Here is an 18,907-nt window from a genome sequence, read left to right as displayed (position 1 = left end):
CCGGCGGGGCCCCCCCCCCCCCCCCCCCCCCCCCCCCCCCCCCCCCCCCCCCCCCCCCCCCCCCCCCCCCCCCCCCCCCCCCCCCCCCCCCCGCGACGATCAGGGCACCTGATCCCAGCGGGTCAGCCGTAGTAGAGGGCGACCGGGCGGCCGTCGATCTCCCGCACGTCCACGGTGGTGTCGTAGACCGCGGCCAGCACCTCGGGCCGCATGATCTCCCGCGCCGGCCCGTCGGCGACCACCACGCCGTCGCGCATCGCGACGATCCGGTCGGCGTAGGTCGCCGCGAAGTTGATGTCGTGCAGCACGGTGACCACCCGCTTGCCGAGCTCGTCGGCCAGCTGCCGCACGAGCCGCATGATCTCGGTCATGTGCCGCAGGTCCAGGTTGTTCAGCGGCTCGTCGAGCAGCACGTACTTGGTGTCCTGCGCGAGCACCATCGCGATGAATGCCCGCTGGCGCTGCCCGCCGGAGAGCTCGTCGAGGAACCGGTGCCGGTAGCCCTCGAGGTCCAGGTAGCCGATCGCCCGCTCGATGTGCTCGCGGTCGTGCACCGTGAGCCGGCCCCGCGAGTGCGGGAAGCGGCCGAACTCCACGAGGTCGTGCACCGTCAGCCGCGCGGCGACGTGGTTGTCCTGCCGCAGCACCGCCAGCACCTTCGCCAACTGGTGCGACGGCGTCGTCGCGACGTCCATGCCGTCCACCGCGATGCGCCCGGCGTCCGGCGCGAGGAGCCGGCCGACCAGCGCGAAGAGCGTGGACTTCCCCGCGCCGTTCGGGCCGATGAGCGCCGTCACGCCCTCCCCGCCCAGCTCCAGGGAGACGTCGTCGACCACCGTCTGGCGGCCGTAGCGCTTGGTCGCGTTCTCCAGCGCGATCACCGCGCCCCCTTCCGCAGCACGAGGTACAGGAAGAACAGTCCGCCGGCGAACTCGATGATCGTGGAGAGCGTGCCGCCGAAGTCGAACACCCGGTCGAGCACCAGCTGGCCGCCGAGCAGGCAGACCATCCCGATGAGCACCGCGGTGGGCAACGTCCACGCGTGCCGGAACGACCGCGCGTACGGGTAGGCGAGGTTCGCCACGATCAGGCCGAAGAACAGGATCGGCCCGACCAGCGCCGTCGACGCAGCGACCATCACCGAGACGACGGTGAACAGGGCCATGACCACGCGCCGGTGGTCCACCCCCAGGCCGACCGCGGCCGGTGCACCCAGCGTCAGCACGTCCAGCGTCCGCAGCAGCGGGACGACGGCGGCGCAGCCGAGGACGACGAGGGCCGCGGTGAGGACCAGCAGCAGCTCGTCGGGCCGGGTGAGCGAGGCGAACATCGCGTCGGAGAGCACCTGGAAATCCAGCGGGTCGAGCATCCGCTGCATCCACTCGGTGACGGCGCGGAAGAAGGTGCCGAGCACGATGCCCACCAGCAGCATGAGGTGGATCGAGCGCCGCTTGCCGCCGAAGAGCCAGGTGAAGAGCGCGACGCTGAAGGTGACCATGACGGCGACCTGCACCAGCCACAGCGTGAGCTCGTCAGCGGCGAGGAAGGACGCCGACCCCGCGACGAAGACGATCACGGTGGAGATCAGCAGGTAGAACGCGTCGAACCCCATGATCGCGGGGGTGAGGATGCGGTTCTGGGTGATGGTGTGGAAGACCACCGTCGAGACCCCGACCGACGCCGCGACGACGAGCATCGCGGCCAGCGCCAGGCTGCGGATCTCCACCGCGAAGGCGAGCGAGCCGGGGACGTCGGTGAACAGGTAGAGCGCCGTGAGCCCCAGCACGACGGCGCCGAGGACCGCCAGGCGCACGGGCGGCCGCTCCCAGGCCGCGGCCAGGCGCGCACCCATCCGGGTGCGCCGGCCGTGGTCGGGCGGTGAGCCGGGCGCGGGAGCGGGGTCGGCGGTCGTCGCGGCGCCGCCGGAGGCCGCGGTGGCGGGGTCAGTGAGCACGGCTCCTCCTCCGCAGCAGCAGCCAGAGGAACAGCGCAGCGCCGATGATGCCGACGACGAGCGACAGCGGGATCTCGTACGGGAAGCGCAGGACCCGCGCGAGGATGTCGCAGGCCACGACGAAGAGCGCCCCCAGCCCCGCCACCCAGGGGATCGCACGGCGCACGTTGTCCCCGACGAGGAGGCTGACGACGTTCGGGACGACGAGCCCGAGGAAGGGGATCATCCCCGCCGTCACCAGCACCGCCGCCGTGATCACGGCGACGACCACCATGCCGATGGCGACCACCCGCCGGTAGGCGAGGCCGAGGTTGGTGGCGAACTCCTCGCCGAGGCCGATCACGCTGAAGCGGTCGGCGGCGATCCAGGCGACGACGACCATCAGGCCCGCGATCCAGACCAGCTCGTACCGGCCCTGCATGACGCTGGCGAAGCTGCCCTGCGACCACTGCTGGAGGGACTGCAGCAGGTCCAGGCGGTAGGCGAAGAAGACGGTCACCGAGGCGACGACGCCGCCGAGCATGAGGCCGACGAGCGGGACGAGCACCAGCTGGCGCACCGGCACGACGCGGACCACCCGGAGGAAGACCCAGGTGCCGAGGAGGCCGAACGCGGCGGCGACGCCCATCTTGCCCAGGACGGCCATGCCCGGGAAGAAGACCATGGTGACCAGGGCGCCGAGGGTCGCGAACTCCGTGACCCCGGTCGTGCTGGGCTCCACGAACTTGTTGCGCACGAGCATCTGCAGGATGAGCCCGGCGATGCCCAGGGAGGCGCCGACCAGCACGACGGCGACCGTCCGCGGGATCCGGCTGGCCACCAGCAGGAAGGCCGCGTCGCTCTCGGCGCCGCCGGCCAGCAGCGACGCCGGGGTGACGTCGGAGACCCCGACGAACAGGCTCGTGACGGCGAGGAGGACGAGCAGGACGCCGACGAGCACCCCCACCCACGTGCGGCGGCTGGGCCGCACCCGGGCGGGGGTGCTCGTCGGTGCCGGCGCGAGCGCTGTCACGAGCGGCAGGCGCGCTGCGCGGCGTCGGTCCGGTCGGTCACTCCGCGATCTGGAGGACGTCGTCGATCATGATCCGGGTGGTGTCCAGACCGCCGAACACGATGTACCAGGCCTGCGGGTCGAGGTAGACGATCCGGTCCTCCCGCGCGGCGGTCGTCTGCCGGACGATCTCGTTGTCGAGCACCGCCGCGGCCGGCTGCGCGCCCCCCTCACCCGTGGCGGCGTCCCGGTCGACGACCCAGAGCGTGTCGGGGTCGGTCTCGAGCAGGAACTCGAAGGAGACGGGCTCGCCGTGGGTCGCCGCCTCGACGTCCTCGACGGCGGGCTCCACGCCGAACACGTCGTAGATCAGGCCACCGCGGACGGCCGGGCCGACGGCGTCCTCCCCCGCGGGGGCCATCGCGCTGAGCTCGCCGCCCGCGACCATGAGCCCGAGGCCCGCACCGGCGTCGGCGGTGGCGGCCCGCGCCTCCTCGATGCCCGCGTCGATCTCCTCCAGCGCCGCGGCGGCCTGGGCCTCGGCGCCCAGCACCTCACCCAGGAACGTGGTGGTGCGCTGCAGGTTGTCGGTGTAGGAGCCGCGCAGGCTGAGGTCCACCGTGGGGGCGATCTCGCTCAGGTCCTCGTACAGCGCCGCCGACCGGTTGGCGACGACGATCAGATCGGGCTGCTGGGCCTCGATCTCGACGAGGTCGGCCTCGAAGAGGGTGCCGGCGTTGAACGCGTCGTCGGCCAGGTAGCCCTGGAGGTACTCCGGCACGGACTCCAGCGGTGCGCCGGCGATCTCGCCGCCCAGCGCACCGATGGTGTCGAGGCTGGCGATGTCGAAGGTGACGATCCTCTCGGGGTTCCTGGGGACCTCGACCGTGGTCTCCTCGTAGCGCGGGTCCTCGTCCTCGCCGGCGACGTTGCGGTCCCAGGTGAACGAGACGGTCTCGGCCCCGGTGGTGGCGGCGGTCTCGGCGTCGGCGTCCCCGCCGCACGCGGAGAGCGCGAGGACGACGGGGAGGGCGAGGGCCGCGAGCGGCCGGGCGACGGTGCGCATCGTGCTCCTGTCGGACTGAGGGTAGGTATGCCTTAGTAAGGCGTCCCTAAGCTGCCATACCGGTCCTGGCGCGTCTCTACCGGGTCCGGCGGACGCCGCTCCGGGCTCGACCCCCCGGCCGCCCGCGCCCCCGGGAGCGGGATCATGGCGGCGTGCTCGTCCCCGTCCCGTTCGCGCGGCGCCCGTGACACCCCCCCTCGTCGTCGCGATCACCGCGGCCGCGGCCCTCGTCGTCCTCGCGGGCCTGGCCTCCACGGTCGCGCGCCGCCGGATCGGCCTGGTGCACCTGGCCGCCGCCGCGGTGCTGGAGGCCCTCCTGCTGGTGCAGGCGGTCCTCGCCGTCGCGCGGATGGGCGGGGGCACCCCGGCCGACACCCCCACGTTCCTGGGCTACCTCGTCGGCGTCGTGCTGATCCCGCTCGCCGGGGTGCTGTGGGCACGGGCCGAGCGCACCCGCTGGGCGGGGACCGTGCTGGCGGTGGCGGGCGCCGCCGTCGGCGTCATGGTGTGGCGGCTGCTGCAGCTCTGGGAGGCCACCGGTGCGTGAGCGCGGGCTGGGCGGCCCCGCCGAGGCGGCGCCCGCGGGCGGGACCACGGGACCGGCCCGGGTGCTGGTGCTCGTCTACGGGATCTTCGCGCTCGCGGCGGGGTCGCGGGCCGGGGTGCAGCTGGCCACCCGCTTCGACGAGGCGCCGCTGGCCTACCTGCTCTCGGCGTTGGCGGCGGCGGTGTACGTCGTGGCGACCGTGGGCCTGGCCCGCGGCGGCCGCGGGGGGCGGCGGACCGCCCTGGTCGCGATCCTCGTCGAGCTGGTGGGGGTGCTCGTCGTCGGCACCCTGTCGCTCGCGGACCCGGCGGCGTTCCCGGACGAGACGGTCTGGTCCGCGTTCGGCCGGGGGTACGGCTACGTACCGCTGGTGCTGCCGGTGCTCGGCCTGCTGCTGCTCCGCCGCCGCCGGGTCTAGAAGTCCCCGCCGCCGAAGTCGCCCCCGCCGAAGTCCCCTCCACCGAAGTCGCCGCCGCCGTAGTCGCCCCCGTAGCCGGCCCCGGGGTCCTCGTACCCGCCGCCGGCGCCGTCCTCGTAGCCGGCCGCGTAGGCCTCCTCGTCGCCGCCGCCGAAGAGGCCGCCGTCGCCGAGCCCGGTGTCGAACAGCGCGTCGGCGACCGCCGTGCCGATGACCAGCCCCCCGATGGTGCCGAGCATGCTGCCGCCGATCATGCTGCCCATCCCGGGACCGCCGTAGCCCCGCCCCGGGCCGTACCCCGGGCCGTGCGCCGGGCCGCTGAAGGTGCGCTCCATGAAGCCCGGCTGCCGCAGCTCGGCGCGGGTGGCGGCGCGGGCGAGCGTCCGCGGGTCGTCGCCGGCCGGCCGCTCGCCGGTGGGTACCGCCTCGCTGAGCCGGGCCAGCACCTGGGCGCGCTGCTCGGGGGTGAGCTGGGCGAACGCCTCGGCGTGCGCCTGCTCGATCTGGTCCGGCGGGGCGGTGCGCAGCAGGTAGCGGTAGCGCTCGATCGCCTGCTCGTCGGCCGAGCCGGGTGCACGCGGAGACCGGTCGTCGGCGTACCACCCACCGTCCCCCGGGCGCTGCCCCGCGCCGTAGCCGTAGCCGTGGTCGTCGCGCCGCCTGCGGCCGAAGAGCCGGTCCAGCAGTCCCATCGGGGCCTCCTCGCGTCCGGGGTGTCGCGTCCGTGCACGGCTGTGCCCCCCGAACCGGGCGGCTAGTCCTCGCCGTCGCGCAGCAGGCCGTAGGCCCCCCGGTGGAAGAGCAGTGGCCGGCGGTCGGGGACCGCACCGAGGTCGAGGACCCGGGCGACGACGATCGTGTGGTCCCCGCCGTCGTACTCGGCCCACAGCTCGCCGTCGATCCAGGCCACGACGTCGTCGAGCACGGGGGAGCCGTGCGCGCTCGGAGTCCACGGCACCCCCGCGAACTTGTCCGTGCCGGAGCGGGCGAAGTTCTGCGAGACGGCGTCCTGGCCCTCGGCGAGCACGTTGACGCAGAACCGGCCGATCTCGCGCAACCGGGCCCAGGTGCGGGACGTGCGCGCGGGGGCCAGCGCGACCAGCGGCGGGTCGAGGGAGAGCGAGCTGAAGGACTGGCAGGTGAAGCCGATCGGCCCGTCGGGGGTGTCGGCGGTGACCACGGTGACCCCGGAGGCGAAGTGCCCGAGGACCTCGCGCATCACCCGGGGGTCGACCACCCGGGGCGGCTCGGAGACGGCGTCGGCGCCCATCACCGCCCGCCCGCGGAGCGCGGCACCGACCGGCCACCGGCGCGGTAGAGCGAGCTCGGCAGCTCGTGGCCGACGGCCTGCTCCGTCACCCGCGCCGCCACCAGCAGCGCGTCGAGGTCCAGCCCGGTCCGCACGCCGGACTCCTCCAGCATGTAGACCAGCTCCTCGGTGGCGATGTTGCCGCTGGCCCCGGGCGCGAAGGGGCAGCCGCCGAGGCCGCCGATGGAGGAGTCGAGCTGGGTGACCCCGGCCTGCACCGCGGCGAGCGCGTTGGCCTGCCCGGTGCCCCGGGTGTCGTGGAAGTGCACGCCGACGGCGACGCCCGGGCACGCCCGGCGGACCGCGTCCACGAGCGTGACCACGCGCAGCGGCGTCGTCGTGCCGATCGTGTCGCCGAGGCAGAGCTGGTCGGCGCCGGCCGTGACCGCCGCCCGCGCCACGTCGACGGTGCGCGCCACCGGGGTGCGCCCGTCGAAGGGGCAGTCCCAGGCGGTGGCGATGATGACCTCCAGGGAGCCACCCGCGCCGTGGGCCAGCGCGGCGATCTCCCCGACGGCGCCGACGGCCTCGGCGGTGCTCCGGCCCGCGTTGGCGCGGCTGTGCCCGTCGGAGGCGGAGACGACGTACTCGAGGTCGGCGACGCCCGCGTCCACGGCGCGGACGGCACCGCGCGGGTTGGCGACCAGCGCCGACCAGTGGACCTCCGGCCACCGCTGCAGCTCCGCGGCCACCTGGTCGGCGTCGGCGAGCGCGGGGACCGCCTTCGGCGAGACGAACGACGTCGCCTCGATCCGGCGGACCCCGGTGGCCACCAGGGCCTCCAGCATCGCGAGCTTGGCCTCCAGCGGCACGGGAGCCTCCAGCTGCAGGCCGTCGCGCATGCCCACCTCGCGCACGTCGACGGAGCTGGGCAGCACCAGGTCGAACTCGTTCATCTGCGTCTCCTCCGCGCCGGCGTCGTCGTCCCCCGCATCCTCCCCCGCCCGCGGCGGGTTCCCCCGATCAGGCGTCCGGGAACCGCGACAGCCGGTCCAGCCAGCGGATCGTCGTCCCCGTCCAGCAAGATGGACCCCAGCACGGGGAGGTGAGGTGATCGAGGTGGCGGACGCGCTGCCCCCGGCGGATCGGCGGAGCGCCTTCGCCAACGCGCCGATGGGGATCGCCTTGACGACCCCTGCGGGCCTGCTCGTCGACGTCAACCCGGCGCTCTCGACCATGCTGGGCCGCCCCGCCGACGAGCTGTACGGCCGGTCGGTGCTGGACTTCATCCACCCGGAGGCGGTTCCCGTCGCCCGGGAGGCGCACGCCTCGCTCATCGCCCGGCCCGAGCGCCCGATGCGCCTGGAGACCCGCCTGCGACGGGCGGACGGCGGCGACCTCCCGGTGCAGATCACCGCCTCGTGGGTGCCCGAGAGCGACGAGGGCCAGGCCGCGCACCTGGTCCTCATCATCGAGGACATCACCGAGCGCAAGGCGCTCGAGGCGCAGCTGGTGCACCGCTCGCTGCACGACCCGCTCACCGGGCTGCCGAACCGGCTGCTCTTCCAGGACCGGCTGCGGCACGCGCTCGACCGGGGCCGCCGGGAGAACACCCCCACCTGCGTGCTGATCATCGACCTGGACGGCTTCAAGGCGATCAACGACGAGCTGGGCCACCCGATGGGCGACCTGGTGCTGGTCTCGTTCGCCGAGCGGCTGCGGTCGGTGCTGCGCGCGAGCGACACCGCGGCCCGCCTGGGCGGGGACGAGTTCAGCATCGTCTGCGAGAACACCGAGCGGGCGGACGCCCAGGCGCTCGCCGACCGGCTGCGCACGACGGTCACCGAACCGCTGGAGCTCGGCGGGACGCGGGTGCCGGTCGGGATCAGCATCGGCATCGGCACCGCCCCGGGCGGCGAGCGGCCCGAGGAGGTCTACGAGCGGGTGGTGCGGGTCGCCGACGACGACATGTACGCGGACAAGGCGCGGCGCCGGACGGCACCGCGCCGCTGAGTCGGCGCCGGACGGCAGCAGCGCCGCTGAGGCGGACGGCGGCTACCCGAGCGCGCGGCCGACCGCGACGGCCCGCGTGTCCGGGGCCGCCACCCGCGCGGCGTCGGCCTCCTGGTCACCCGGCTCGGTCTGCGAGCGGCGCTCGGCCTCCACCCGCGCGCTGTAGCTGGCCACCTCGTTGGCGATCCGCTGCTCGTCCCAGCCAAGCACGTCGGCGACCACGCGGGCGACCGGCTCGGCGCACTCCACGCCGCGGTGCGGGGTCTCGATGGAGATGCGGGTGCGGCGGGCCAGCAGGTCGTCCAGGTGCAGTGCCGCCTCGTGCCCGGCGGCCCACACCATCTCGGCCATGAGGTACTCCTCGGCCCCGGGCACCGGCTCCAGCAGCTCCGGCCGGTCCTCGGCCAGCGCGAGGACGTCCGGTGTCAGCGATCCGAACCGGTTGAGCAGGTGCTCGGCGCGGAAGCGCGGGATGTCCCAGCGCCGGGAGAGGCCGTCGAGGCTGTTCAGCATCGCCGCGTAGCCCTCGGCGCCCACCAGCGGGATGTTCTCCGTGACGCTCGGGGGCACGGTCCGGCTGACGTCCTGCGCCACGGCGTCGACCGCGTCCGCCGCCATGGGGCGGTAGGTCGTGTACTTGCCGCCCGCCACGGCGATCACGCCCGGCATCGGCCGGGCGACGGCGTGCTCCCGGGAGAGCTGGCTGGTCGACTCGCTCTCCCCGGACAGCAGCGGGCGCAGGCCGGCGTAGACCCCGGTGATGTCGTCGTGGGTCAGCGGGACCGACAGCACCCGGTTGACGTGGTCGAGGATGTAGTCGATGTCGGCCTTGCTGGCCGCCGGGTGCGCCTTGTCCAGCTCCCAGTCGGTGTCCGTCGTCCCGACGATCCAGTGGCTGCCCCAGGGGATGACGAACAGCACGGACTTCTCGGTGCGCAGGATCAGCCCGGCCTCGCCGTTGATCCGGTCGCGGGGGACGACGATGTGCACGCCCTTGCTGGCGCGCACGTGGAACCTGCCGCGCCCGCCGACCAGCGTCTGGACGTCGTCGGTCCACACCCCGGTGGCGTTGACGACGACCTCGCTGCTGACGTCGACCTCCTCGCCGGTCTCCACGTCGCGGACGCGCGCGCCGACCACCCGGCCGCCGGCGTGCTCGAAGCCGACGACCTCGGCGGAGTTGAGCACGGTCGCCCCGTAGGTGGCCGCGGTGCGGGCCACGGTGAGGGTGTGCCGCGCGTCGTCGGCCTGGGCGTCGTAGTAGCGGACGGCGCCGACGAGCGCGTCGGGCCGGAGCGCGGGGAACATCCGGCGGGCACCGGTGCGGGTCAGGTGCTTCTGCGCGGGCATCGGCTCGGACAGCGCCCCGAGCCGGGCCAGCCCGTCGTAGAGAGCGAGCCCGGCGGTCACGTAGGGCCGTTCCCAGCCGCGGTGGGTGAGCGGGTAGAGGAACGGCACCGGCTTGACCAGGTGCGGGGCCAGCCGGTTCACCGACAGGTCGCGCTCGTGCAGCGCCTCCCGGACCAGGCCGAAGTCGAGCTGCTCCAGGTAGCGCAGCCCGCCGTGGAAGAGCTTGGAGGAGCGGGACGAGGTGCCGCTGGCGAAGTCACGGGCCTCGACCAGCGCGGTACGCAGGCCCCGGGTCGCGGCGTCCAGCGCCACCCCGGCCCCGGTCACCCCGCCGCCGACGACGAGGACCTCGAAGCCGCCCTCCGCGAGCTCGGCCCAGGCCTGCGCTCGCTGCTGGGGTCCGAGTGGGCGTACTGCCGTCATCTGCACTCCCCGGGGGATGCCCGCCCACCGGGCGGGACGCACTGGTGAGGTGCCCGGGTGCCCGTGCACCTCCGTGTCACTGCCGTCGGCCGCAGGGGCAGGCGTGCTCCTCCGGCCCCCGGCTACGGCCACGGTAGGTCGGTCCCGGGCACGCCGTCGAACGCCTCGGTCCGACATGGTCGTACCGCGAAATCGACGACGGAGGCCGCCGATGCCCTAGCGTCGCGCCATGCCGGGCACCGTGCAGTCCATCGAGCGGGCGGCGGCGATCCTCCAGGTGGTCGCGGGCGCGCGCGGGGCGCTCGGCGTCACGGACATCGCCGAGGCCGTCGGTCTGGCCAAGACCACCACCCACGGCCTGCTCCGCACGCTGCTGCACGTGGGGTTCGTGGCGCAGGACCGGGAGACCGGCCGGTACAGCGTCGGCCCCGGGCTGCTCAACCTGGGCAGCAGGCTGGACGTCAACGAGCTGCGGTCACGGGCCTCGAACTGGGCCGACGCCCTGGCCGCCCGCAGCGGCCACACGGTGCGGCTGGCCACCCTCGCCGGCGAGGACGAGGTGGTCGTCGTCCACCACATCTTCCGGCCGGACGACTCGGCGCAGGTGCTCGAGGTGGGGGTCGCGCTGCCGGCCCGGACGACCGGCCTGGGCAAGGTGCTCCTGGCGCACGCGCCGGGGAACCGGGCGGCGCGGACCGCGACCGACGGCCGGGCCACCGAGCTGGCCGAGGTGCGCGCCCGGGGCTGGGCCGCCGAGCGGGGGGAGCACGAGGCCGGTCGCGGGTGCATCGCCGCCCCCGTCCGCGGGCCCGGCGGCCCCGTCGTGGCCGCCCTCGGTGTCAGCGGCCCGGTGACCTCGCTGTTCGACGGCCGTGGCGCACCGCGCGGCCTGCTGCTGACCATGGTGACCGACGCGGCCGCCGCCGTCTCCCGCGAGCTGGGGTACGGCGGTGCCTGACCGCTACGTGCTCGCCGTCGACCAGGGGACGACGTCGACCCGTTCCCTGGTCTTCGACCGCGGCGGCCGCATGGTCGCCGTCCGGCAGCGCGAGCACCGGCAGTACTTCCCCCGACCCGGCTGGGTGGAGCACGACCCGATGGAGATCTGGGCGAACACCCGGGGGACGGCCGACCAGGTGCTGGCCGACGTCGGCTCCGCGGGCACCGTCGTCGCGCTCGGCATCGCCAACCAGCGCGAGACCACCGTCGTCTGGGACCGCGCGACGGGCCGGCCCGTGCTGCGCGCCCTCGTCTGGCAGGACACCCGCACCGCCGACCTGGTCACCGAGCTCTGCGCCCGCCCGGACGCCGAGCTCGTACGCGAGCGCAGCGGCATGGCGATCGCCGGCTACTTCTCCGGGCCGCGGCTGCGCTGGATCCTCGAGAACGTCCCCCGCGCCCGGGAGCGGGCCGAACGCGGCGAGCTGCTGTTCGGCACGATGGAGACCTGGCTGATCTGGAACCTCACGGGCGGTCCGGACGGCGGCCGGCACGTCACCGACGTCACCAACGCCAGCCGCACCCTGCTGATGGACGTGCGCAGCTGCACGTGGGACCCCGACCTGCTGGACTTCTTCGGCATCCCCGCGGCGATGCTGCCCGAGATCCGGCCCTCGGTCGGCGTGCTGGGGCCGGCCACCGCGCTCGCCCAGCCGCTGCCCATCGCCGGGGCGCTCGGGGACCAGCAGGCGGCGCTGTTCGGGCAGGCCTGCTTCGCGCCCGGTGAGGCCAAGTGCACCTACGGCACCGGGAGCTTCCTGCTCCAGAACACCGGCACGGAGTTGGTGCAGACGCGCTCGGGTTCGATCAGCACGGTCGCCTACCAGCTGGCGGGCGAGCCGGTGCGGTACGCCCTGGAGGGCTCGGTAGCGGTCGCCGGCGCCCTGGTCCAGTGGCTCCGCGACGGGCTCGGGCTCATCGGCACGGCGCCCGAGGTGGAGACGCTGGCCCGCACCGTCGAGGACAACGGCGGCTGCTACGTCGTCCCCGCGTTCTCCGGCCTGCTCGCCCCGCACTGGCGGGGCGAGGCCCGGGGGCTGGTGGCCGGGCTGACCTCCTACGTCACCAAGGGGCACCTGGCGCGGGCCGTGCTGGAGGCGACCGGCTGGCAGACCCGGGACGTGGTGCGCGCGATGGCGGCCGACTCGGGCCTGTCGCTGCCGGCGCTGCGGGTGGACGGCGGGATGACCACCAACAACCTGCTGATGCAGTTCATCGCCGACGTGCTGGACACGCCGGTGGTCCGCCCGATGGTGGGGGAGACCGTCTCGCTGGGGGCCGCGTACGCCGCCGGGCTCGCGGTCGGCGTCTGGTCCGACATCGCGGCGCTGCGCCGCAACTGGCACCGCGCGGCGCAGTGGTCGCCCTCGCCCGGGCGGGCCGAGGCGCTGGACGCCGAGTACCCGCGGTGGGAGCGGGCGGTTCAGCTCAGCATCGACTGGGGGGCGCCGTGATCACCGCTGTCCGATCATGTCGAACCGCGACTGTTGTCCCCGTCACAGTCGCGCTCCTACGGTCCGCGGGACGGATCCGGCGGTGGTGATCACCCGGGATCCGATGACATCCACGGTCCGCAGTGCTGCGGACCCCCTGGGAGGAGCCCCTACACGTGGACACGAGCCTCTGGACCGTCTTCTTCAGTGAAGTGCTCGGCACCGGCATCCTGCTCCTGCTCGGTGTCGGGGTGGTGGCCAACGTCGTGCTGCCGAAGACCTTGGGCAACGGCAGCGGCTGGATCGTCATCATCTTCGGCTGGGGGCTCGCGGTCTTCGCCGGCGTCTTCGCGGGTGCGGCCTCCGGGGCGCACATCAACCCGGCGGTCACCGTCGGCCTGTGGGTGAGCGGGACCGACGAGTACGCCCCCGGCATCCCCGTCACCGTCGCCACCACCTTCACCTACTTCGCCGGCCAGCTGGTCGGCGCCTTCCTCGGCGCGGTGCTGGCCTACCTCGCCTACTACGGGCACTACAACGACCCGGAGGCCGCCGGGACCCAGCTGGGCACCTTCGCCACCGGGCCGGCCATGGGCACGGTCAAGGACAACGTGGTCAGCGAGGTCATCGGCACGTTCGTGCTCGTCTACATCATCCTGCGGTTCGGGGACACGCCCACCCAGCTCGGCCCGCTGGCCGTCGCCCTGCTGGTCGTCGGCATCGGTGCCTCCCTCGGCGGGCCCACCGGCTACGCCATCAACCCCGCCCGCGACCTCGGCCCGCGCCTCGCCCACGCCGTCCTGCCCATCCGCGGCAAGGGCGACAGCAACTGGGGCTACGCCTGGGTGCCGATCGTGGGCCCGATCATCGGTGCCGTCCTCGCGGGCGGCCTGTCGCACGTCTCCTTCTGACCGCCCAACCGAGAGGAACTCCCATGCCGCAGTACGTCGCAGCCATCGACCAGGGCACCACGAGCACCCGCTGCATGATCTTCGACCACGACGGCGCGGTGGTCTCGGTCGGGCAGAAGGAGCACGAGCAGATCTTCCCGAGGGCCGGGTGGGTCGAGCACGACGCGATGGAGATCTGGCGCAACACCCGGGAGGTGGTCGGCCAGGCCCTCGCCCGCAGCGACGCCGGCCCCTCGGACATCGTCGCCATCGGGATCACCAACCAGCGGGAGACCGCCGTCGTCTGGGACCGGGCGACCGGCGAGCCGGTCTACAACGCCATCGTCTGGCAGGACACCCGCACCACGAAGATCATCGAGGACCTCGGTGCGCTGGGGGGTGGCGCCGACCGGTACAAGGACCGGGTCGGGCTGCCGCTGGCCACCTACTTCGCCGGGCCGAAGGTCCGCTGGATCCTCGACAACGTCGAGGGCGCCCGCGAGCGGGCCGAGCGCGGTGAGCTGCTCATGGGGACCATCGACTCCTGGCTGATGTGGAACATGACCGGCGGCGCGGACGGCGGCCAGCACCTCACCGACGTCTCCAACGCCTCCCGCACGATGCTCATGGACTACCGGACGCTCGCCTGGGACGAGTCCATCGCGGAGGAGATGGGCATCCCGATGTCGATGCTGCCGGAGATCCGGTCCAACTCCGAGGAGTACGGCCGGGGGCGCAAGGCCGGGTTCCTGGCCGGCGTGCCGATCGCCGGGTCGCTGGGCGACCAGCAGGCGGCGACGTTCGGGCAGGTGTGCTTCGAGCGCGGGATGGCCAAGAACACCTACGGCACCGGCAACTTCATGCTGCTGAACACCGGCGAGGAGGCCGTGCCGTCGCAGAACGGCCTGCTGACCACGCTCTGCTACCAGCTCGGTGACGGCAAGCCGGTCTACGCGCTGGAGGGCTCGATCGCCGTCACCGGCTCGCTGGTGCAGTGGGTGCGCGACAACCTCGGGATGATCAAGAGCGCTCCCGAGATCGAGGACCTGGCCCGCACCGTGGACGACAACGGCGGCTCGTACTTCGTCCCGGCGTTCTCCGGGCTGTTCGCCCCGCACTGGCGGTCCGACGCCCGCGGCGCCGTCGTCGGGCTGACCCGGTACGTCAACAAGGGCCACCTCGCCCGGGCGGTGCTCGAGGCGACCGCCTACCAGACCCGCGAGGTGCTCGACGCCATGAACGCCGACTCCGGCGTCGACCTGACCGAGCTGCGGGTGGACGGCGGGATGGTCGGCAACGAGCTGCTCATGCAGTTCCAGGCCGACCTCCTCGACGTCCCGGTCATCCGCCCGAAGATCGCCGAGACGACGGCGCTGGGTGCCGCGTACGCGGCCGGGCTGGCGGTGGGCTTCTGGTCCGACCTGGACGAGCTGACCGCCAAGTGGGCCGAGGACAAGCGCTGGGAGCCGCAGATGGCGGCCGAGGAGCGGGAGCGGAACTACCGCAACTGGCAGAAGGCGGTCACCAAGTCCCTGGACTGGGTGGACGAGGACGTCAGCTGAAGGAGCACCCGCGGGGCGGCGGCCGACCGGACCGCTGCCCCGTGGGTCGGGCCCCTGAGTAGCTTGCGCGCCTGACTAGTCGTCGGTACCGTCCGCCGCGTGACGGAGGAGCGCTGGCCCGGGGAGTGGCTGCGCGGCGTCCTCTCGCTGTGCGTGCTGCGCGTCGTCGCCGACGGGCCGACGTACGGCTACGCCATCGCCGCGCGCCTCGCCGAGGCCGGGCTGGGATCGGTGAAGGGCGGCACGCTGTACCCGATCCTGACCCGGCTGGAGGCCGAGGGGCTGGTCTCCTCCTCCTGGGCGGCCGGCGACGGCGGCCCCGGGCGCAAGTTCTTCACGCTGACCGTCGCCGGTGGGCAGGCCCTGCAGGAGCGCGCCGGCCAGTGGCGCGTGTTCACCGAGCGGGCCACCGGCCTGCTCTCGTCCCCGTCCGTCCCCGTCTGAGGAGCCCGCCATGGGGAAGCTGCTGAACAGCACCGAGCAGGCCTGGTGCGACGACCTGCTGCTGCGCCTGCGCCTCCGCGACGTGCCGGGCACGCGGATCGGTGAGGTGCTCGCCGAGGTGCAGAGCCACGTCGCCGAGACCGGCGAGCACCCGCGCGAGGCCTTCGGGAGCCCGAAGCAGTACGCCGACGAGGTGGCAGCAGCCCTGGGCATCCGCCCCGCCGGCCCGCTCGCCACGCTGCGGGGGACGCTGACCGGCTGGGACGTGCTCGTGGCGCTGCTCACCGGGCTGGGCGGGTTCGCCCTCGCCGACGGGCTGTGGTCCCTGGCTGCGGGTGACGCCTCGCTGCTGGGGCTCCCCGCCTGGGCGGTCGCCGCGGCCGGCGCGCTGGTCCTGGCCGCCTGCACCGCGCGCTTCGTGCTCGCCGCACGGCGGGGCGAGGACGCCGACCCGGTCCTCGACCCGCGCACCGGCGCCGACACGGCGCCGTTCACACGCGGGCAGGTGGCCCTCCTGGCCGGCGTCCCGGTGCTGCTCCTCGCGATGACGGTGGTCGGCGGGCTGCTCACCCGCTGACCGGCGGGCCCGGCGTCAGCTCCCGAGCGCGGTCGCCACGACGGCGCGGGCCTCCTCCTGCACCTGCGCCAGGTGCTCGGGGCCGCGGAAGGACTCCGCGTAGATCTTGTAGACGTCCTCGGTGCCCGACGGTCGGGCGGCGAACCAGGCGTTCTCCGTCGTCACCTTGAGGCCGCCGATCGGGGCGTCGTTGCCCGGGGCGCGGGTGAGCTTGGCGGTGATCGGCTCGCCGGCCAGCTCGGTGGCCGAGACGTCCTCCGGCGCGAGCTTGCCCAGGGCCGCCTTCTCGGCGCGGGTCGCCGGGGCGTCGATGCGGGCGTAGGCCGACTCCCCGAAGTGGTCGGTCAGCTGCTTGTGCAGCCTGGACGGCGACCGCCCGGTCACTGCCTGGATCTCGGCCGCGAGCAGCGCGAGGAGGATGCCGTCCTTGTCCGTCGTCCAGACCCCGCCGTCGCGGCGCAGGAAGGAGGCGCCGGCCGACTCCTCGCCGCCGAAGGCGACCGACCCGTCGAGGAGGCCCGGCACGAACCACTTGAAGCCGACGGGGACCTCGACCAGCCGCCGGTCCAGGTCCTTCACCACCCGGTCGATGAGCGAGCTGGACACCAGGGTCTTGCCGACGGCGACCTCCTTGGCCCAGCCGGGGCGGTGGCTGAGCAGGTAGGCGATCGCGACGGCCAGGAAGTGGTTGGGGTTCATCAGCCCGCCGTCGGGGGTGACGATGCCGTGCCGGTCGGCGTCCGCGTCGTTGCCGGTGGCGATCTGGAACTCGTGCCGACGGTCGACCAGCGAGGCCATTGCGTGCGGGGACGAGCAGTCCATGCGGATCTTGCCGTCCCAGTCCAGCGTCATGAACCGCCAGGTGGGGTCGACCAGCGGGTTGACGACGGTCAGGTCGAGCCGGTGGCGCTCGGCGATCGCCGCCCAGTAGTCGACGCTGGCGCCGCCCAGGGGGTCGGCGCCGATCCGGACGCCGGCCTGGCGGATCGCGTCCAGGTCGACGACGCCGGGGAGGTCGTCGACGTAGGTGCCCAGGAAGTCGTAGCTCTGCGCCGCGGCGCGCGCCTGCTCCACCGGGACGCGGCGGACGCCGCTGAGGCCGGCGCGCAGCAGGTCGTTGGCCCGCCCGGCGATCCAGCCGGTGGCGTCGGTGTCGGCGGGCCCGCCGCTGGGCGGGTTGTACTTGAACCCGCCGTCGCGCGGCGGGTTGTGGGACGGGGTGACGACGACGCCGTCCGCCAGGCCCGACTCCTTGCCCTGATTGGCCCGGAGGATCGCGTGGCTGATGGCCGGGGTGGGGGTGTACCGGCCGCCGGCGTCGACCAGGACGGTCACGTCGTTGGCCGCCAGCACCTCCAGGGCCGTCGCCCAGGCCGGCTCGGAGAGCGCGTGGGTGTCGCGCCCCAGGAAGAGCGGCCCGTCGAACCCCTGCGCGGCGCGGTACTCGCAGATCGCCTGGGTGGTGGCGAGGATGTGCGCCTCGTTGAAGGCCGCGTCGAGCGACGACCCGCGGTGCCCGGAGGTGCCGAAGACGACCTGCTGCGCGGGTTCGGCGGGGTCGGGCTCGACGGTGTAGTACGCGCTGACCAGCGACGCCACGTCGATCAGGTCGGCGGGCTGGGCGGGCTGTCCGGCGCGGGCGTCGCTCATACCGGTGATCTTGGCGTCCGCGCCGGTCCCGCGCGAGCTCAGCCGGTGCGGCGCGGCTCGCCGCGGTAGGTGCCGAACTGCCAGAGATTGCCCTCGGGGTCGCGGACGGCGAAGTCGCGCGACCCGTAGTCGGTGTCGTACGGCGGCCGGACGATCTCGGCTCCGGCGGCGACCGCGCGGGCGTGCACGGCGTCCGGGTCGGCCGTGACCACGTAGCAGCCGGTGGACTCCACCGGCCACTGGCCGCCGTCGTCACGGACCGAGCCGAGCATGACGCCGCCGCCCTCGGGCCAGTCGAGCTGGGCGTGGTCGACCCGCTCGCCGTCCCCGTAGGTGGCGGTCTCCTCGAAGCCGAAGGCGTCCACGAGGAAGCGGATGAGCGCCCGGGCGTCGCGGGCGCGGAAGGCGGGCCACACCTGGGGCGGCGGGGCCTGGCCCGCGTCGGGTGTCTCTGCGGTGGTCATCGGGTTCGTCATGCGCCCGAGAGTGCCGAGTCCAGCACGGAGGTGTCTTGCACGTATCCGAACTCCGCCGCCAGCCAGCGGGTCGGCGCCAGCCCGGAGAACGCCCGCCACTCCCGGGTCAGGTGCGCCTGGTCGCTGAACCCGGTGGCGACGGCGAGCCCGGCGAGGTCCGGCGACAGGCCGCGGGAGGCGCGCCGGGCGAGCCCGCGGCGAGCCCGGTCGAAGCGCACCACGCGGGCCGCCTCCTTGGGCCCCAGCCCTGTCTCGGCGCGGAACCGCTGCTCGAGGTGCCGGGTGGACCAGCCGACCCGGTCGGCCACCTGCGAGACCAGCAGCCGCCCGCCGCCCGCCGTGGTCAGCCGCCAGGCCTCGACCACCTCGACCGGGCCGGCGTCGTCGTCCCGCAGCCGGCGCAGCAGCCCGTCGTCCAGAGCGGCGAACCTCGCCGCCCAGCCCTCGGCGGCGCGGACCCGGGCGAGCAGCTCCGCACCGGCGGGGCCCAGCAGGTCCGCCAGGGCGACGTCCACCGAGGCGAGCGCGCCGGCCGGCACCCCCAGCAGGGCCCGGGCGCCGAGCGGGCTGAGGGAGAGCTGGATGCCGGCCTGCCGGCCGGGGTGGACGATCCGCGCCGGGCGGGTGTGCAGCCCGCCGACGAGGGCGTCGAACCGGCCGGGGGGCTGCGCGGGATCCGGGTGCGCGGCCAGCTCCAGCGGGTGGTCGAGGGTGAGGACGACGGTCAGCCAGGGGGAGGGGAGGCCCAGGTGCTCCCCCGGCGGGAAGCCCTCGTGCCGATAGCCGACCGCGGCAGCCACGTACGGGCGCAGCGCCGGGTGCGGGCGGTGCACCACCGACTCCTGCCGCACCCGGTCAGGATGGC

The 18,907-nt window shown here is 74.4% G+C and carries 20 protein-coding genes; 9 read left to right on the top strand and 11 right to left on the bottom strand.

All coding sequences use genetic code 11. The features are described 5' to 3' along the window. Window positions 1-122 precede the first annotated feature (122 nt). The 4 genes from ACI792_RS17480 to ACI792_RS17465 are packed head-to-tail and all read right to left on the bottom strand — an operon-like array spanning window position 123 to window position 4,011. Window positions 123-881, bottom strand: coding sequence for an iron ABC transporter ATP-binding protein (locus tag ACI792_RS17480; RefSeq protein WP_456603714.1), 759 nt, complete (start codon window positions 879-881; stop codon window positions 123-125). Then, the gene (locus tag ACI792_RS17475) at window positions 878-1,954 is read right to left on the bottom strand and encodes an iron chelate uptake ABC transporter family permease subunit (protein WP_456603713.1); all 1,077 of its coding nucleotides are present in this window, start codon (window positions 1,952-1,954) and stop codon (window positions 878-880) included. The genes ACI792_RS17480 and ACI792_RS17475 overlap by 4 nt, the downstream gene beginning before the upstream one ends. Beyond that, entirely contained in the window at window positions 1,944-2,966 is a 1,023-nt protein-coding gene (locus tag ACI792_RS17470; protein WP_456603712.1) for an ABC transporter permease, read from the bottom strand. The genes ACI792_RS17475 and ACI792_RS17470 overlap by 11 nt, the downstream gene beginning before the upstream one ends. A gap of 37 nt (window positions 2,967-3,003) precedes the next feature. Then, window positions 3,004-4,011, bottom strand: coding sequence for a siderophore ABC transporter substrate-binding protein (locus ACI792_RS17465; protein ID WP_456603711.1), 1,008 nt, complete (start codon window positions 4,009-4,011; stop codon window positions 3,004-3,006). Between the two features lie 184 nt (window positions 4,012-4,195). Between ACI792_RS17465 and ACI792_RS17460 the strand changes: the two genes are divergently transcribed. Both ACI792_RS17460 and ACI792_RS17455 read left to right on the top strand, forming a co-directional pair. Further along, window positions 4,196-4,558 carry a hypothetical protein gene (locus ACI792_RS17460; protein WP_456603710.1) on the top strand — a complete coding sequence of 121 codons (363 nt, stop codon included), beginning with the start codon at window positions 4,196-4,198 and terminating at the stop codon, window positions 4,556-4,558. Next, a complete protein-coding gene (locus ACI792_RS17455) occupies window positions 4,551-4,976 on the top strand; it encodes a hypothetical protein (protein WP_456603709.1) in 426 nt (141 codons plus the stop codon). Before ACI792_RS17460 ends, ACI792_RS17455 begins: the two co-directional genes overlap by 8 nt. Here ACI792_RS17455 and ACI792_RS17450 read toward each other — a convergent pair. From ACI792_RS17450 to ACI792_RS17440, 3 genes are all read right to left on the bottom strand, one after another. Beyond that, entirely contained in the window at window positions 4,973-5,668 is a 696-nt protein-coding gene (locus ACI792_RS17450) for a hypothetical protein (protein ID WP_456603708.1), read from the bottom strand. The two genes, ACI792_RS17455 and ACI792_RS17450, sit on opposite strands and share 4 nt — an antisense overlap. A 62-nt stretch (window positions 5,669-5,730) precedes the next feature. Further along, window positions 5,731-6,246: a flavin reductase family protein gene (locus ACI792_RS17445; RefSeq protein ID WP_456580230.1), complete on the bottom strand. Its 516-nt coding sequence runs from the start codon at window positions 6,244-6,246 to the stop codon at window positions 5,731-5,733. Next, entirely contained in the window at window positions 6,246-7,181 is a 936-nt protein-coding gene (locus tag ACI792_RS17440; RefSeq protein WP_456603707.1) for a hydroxymethylglutaryl-CoA lyase, read from the bottom strand. The genes ACI792_RS17445 and ACI792_RS17440 overlap by 1 nt, the downstream gene beginning before the upstream one ends. Before the next feature lie 154 nt (window positions 7,182-7,335). Between ACI792_RS17440 and ACI792_RS17435 the strand changes: the two genes are divergently transcribed. Then, window positions 7,336-8,238, top strand: coding sequence for a GGDEF domain-containing protein (locus tag ACI792_RS17435; RefSeq protein WP_456603706.1), 903 nt, complete (start codon window positions 7,336-7,338; stop codon window positions 8,236-8,238). A 42-nt stretch (window positions 8,239-8,280) separates the two neighbouring features. On the opposite strand, the gene ACI792_RS17430 is transcribed toward ACI792_RS17435, so the two are convergent. Next, complete coding sequence (locus tag ACI792_RS17430; protein WP_456580227.1) at window positions 8,281-10,011, bottom strand: glycerol-3-phosphate dehydrogenase/oxidase; 1,731 nt, start codon at window positions 10,009-10,011, stop codon at window positions 8,281-8,283. Window positions 10,012-10,240: 229 nt separating this feature from the next. Here ACI792_RS17430 and ACI792_RS17425 point away from each other — a divergent pair, with 229 nt between their 5' ends. The 6 genes from ACI792_RS17425 (at window position 10,241) to ACI792_RS17400 (ending at window position 15,916) form a co-directional block, all read left to right on the top strand. Continuing rightward, on the top strand, window positions 10,241-10,969 hold the full coding sequence (locus tag ACI792_RS17425; RefSeq protein WP_456603705.1) for an IclR family transcriptional regulator: 729 nt from the start codon (window positions 10,241-10,243) through the stop codon (window positions 10,967-10,969). After that, the gene (glpK, locus tag ACI792_RS17420; RefSeq protein WP_456603704.1) at window positions 10,962-12,464 is read left to right on the top strand and encodes a glycerol kinase GlpK; all 1,503 of its coding nucleotides are present in this window, start codon (window positions 10,962-10,964) and stop codon (window positions 12,462-12,464) included. Before ACI792_RS17425 ends, glpK (ACI792_RS17420) begins: the two co-directional genes overlap by 8 nt. A gap of 155 nt (window positions 12,465-12,619) precedes the next feature. Further along, window positions 12,620-13,354 (top strand): MIP/aquaporin family protein, encoded by a 735-nt coding sequence (locus ACI792_RS17415; protein WP_456603703.1) that lies wholly within the window; start codon window positions 12,620-12,622, stop codon window positions 13,352-13,354. A 23-nt stretch (window positions 13,355-13,377) separates the two neighbouring features. Then, window positions 13,378-14,895 (top strand): glycerol kinase GlpK, encoded by a 1,518-nt coding sequence (gene glpK / locus ACI792_RS17410; protein ID WP_456603702.1) that lies wholly within the window; start codon window positions 13,378-13,380, stop codon window positions 14,893-14,895. 99 nt (window positions 14,896-14,994) lie between these two features. Further along, a complete protein-coding gene (locus ACI792_RS17405) occupies window positions 14,995-15,339 on the top strand; it encodes a PadR family transcriptional regulator (RefSeq protein WP_456603701.1) in 345 nt (114 codons plus the stop codon). Window positions 15,340-15,349: 10 nt separating this feature from the next. Further along, window positions 15,350-15,916, top strand: a complete 567-nt coding sequence (locus tag ACI792_RS17400; protein WP_456603700.1) for an HAAS signaling domain-containing protein — start codon at window positions 15,350-15,352, stop codon at window positions 15,914-15,916. A 15-nt stretch (window positions 15,917-15,931) separates the two neighbouring features. On the opposite strand, the gene pgm is transcribed toward ACI792_RS17400, so the two are convergent. Genes pgm through ACI792_RS17385 form a run of 3 tightly spaced genes read right to left on the bottom strand, consistent with a single transcriptional unit; the run spans window position 15,932 to window position 18,893 of the window. Next, window positions 15,932-17,566 (bottom strand): phosphoglucomutase (alpha-D-glucose-1,6-bisphosphate-dependent), encoded by a 1,635-nt coding sequence (pgm, locus tag ACI792_RS17395; RefSeq protein WP_456603699.1) that lies wholly within the window; start codon window positions 17,564-17,566, stop codon window positions 15,932-15,934. A gap of 38 nt (window positions 17,567-17,604) precedes the next feature. Next, window positions 17,605-18,042 carry a VOC family protein gene (locus ACI792_RS17390; RefSeq protein ID WP_456603698.1) on the bottom strand — a complete coding sequence of 146 codons (438 nt, stop codon included), beginning with the start codon at window positions 18,040-18,042 and terminating at the stop codon, window positions 17,605-17,607. Beyond that, window positions 18,039-18,893 carry a helix-turn-helix domain-containing protein gene (locus tag ACI792_RS17385; RefSeq protein WP_456603697.1) on the bottom strand — a complete coding sequence of 285 codons (855 nt, stop codon included), beginning with the start codon at window positions 18,891-18,893 and terminating at the stop codon, window positions 18,039-18,041. Before ACI792_RS17385 ends, ACI792_RS17390 begins: the two co-directional genes overlap by 4 nt. Window positions 18,894-18,907: the final 14 nt, after the last annotated feature.

The sequence above is a fragment of the Blastococcus sp. SYSU DS0669 genome, assembly GCF_054050895.1.
This window is presented reverse-complemented; position numbering and strand designations above follow the sequence as displayed.

Bases quoted from the DNA above. Each gene is read 5' to 3' on its own strand.
- glpK (WP_456603702.1), top strand. From the start codon at position 13,378: ATGCCGCAGTACGTCGCAGCCATCGACCAGGGCACCACGAGCACCCGC.
- ACI792_RS17440 (WP_456603707.1), bottom strand. From the start codon at position 7,181: ATGAACGAGTTCGACCTGGTGCTGCCCAGCTCCGTCGACGTGCGCGAG.
- ACI792_RS17425 (WP_456603705.1), top strand. From the start codon at position 10,241: ATGCCGGGCACCGTGCAGTCCATCGAGCGGGCGGCGGCGATCCTCCAG.
- ACI792_RS17390 (WP_456603698.1), bottom strand. From the start codon at position 18,042: ATGACGAACCCGATGACCACCGCAGAGACACCCGACGCGGGCCAGGCC.
- ACI792_RS17400 (WP_456603700.1), top strand. From the start codon at position 15,350: ATGGGGAAGCTGCTGAACAGCACCGAGCAGGCCTGGTGCGACGACCTG.
- ACI792_RS17430 (WP_456580227.1), bottom strand. From the start codon at position 10,011: ATGACGGCAGTACGCCCACTCGGACCCCAGCAGCGAGCGCAGGCCTGG.
- ACI792_RS17445 (WP_456580230.1), bottom strand. From the start codon at position 6,246: ATGGGCGCCGACGCCGTCTCCGAGCCGCCCCGGGTGGTCGACCCCCGG.
- ACI792_RS17450 (WP_456603708.1), bottom strand. From the start codon at position 5,668: ATGGGACTGCTGGACCGGCTCTTCGGCCGCAGGCGGCGCGACGACCAC.
- ACI792_RS17465 (WP_456603711.1), bottom strand. From the start codon at position 4,011: ATGCGCACCGTCGCCCGGCCGCTCGCGGCCCTCGCCCTCCCCGTCGTC.
- pgm (WP_456603699.1), bottom strand. From the start codon at position 17,566: ATGAGCGACGCCCGCGCCGGACAGCCCGCCCAGCCCGCCGACCTGATC.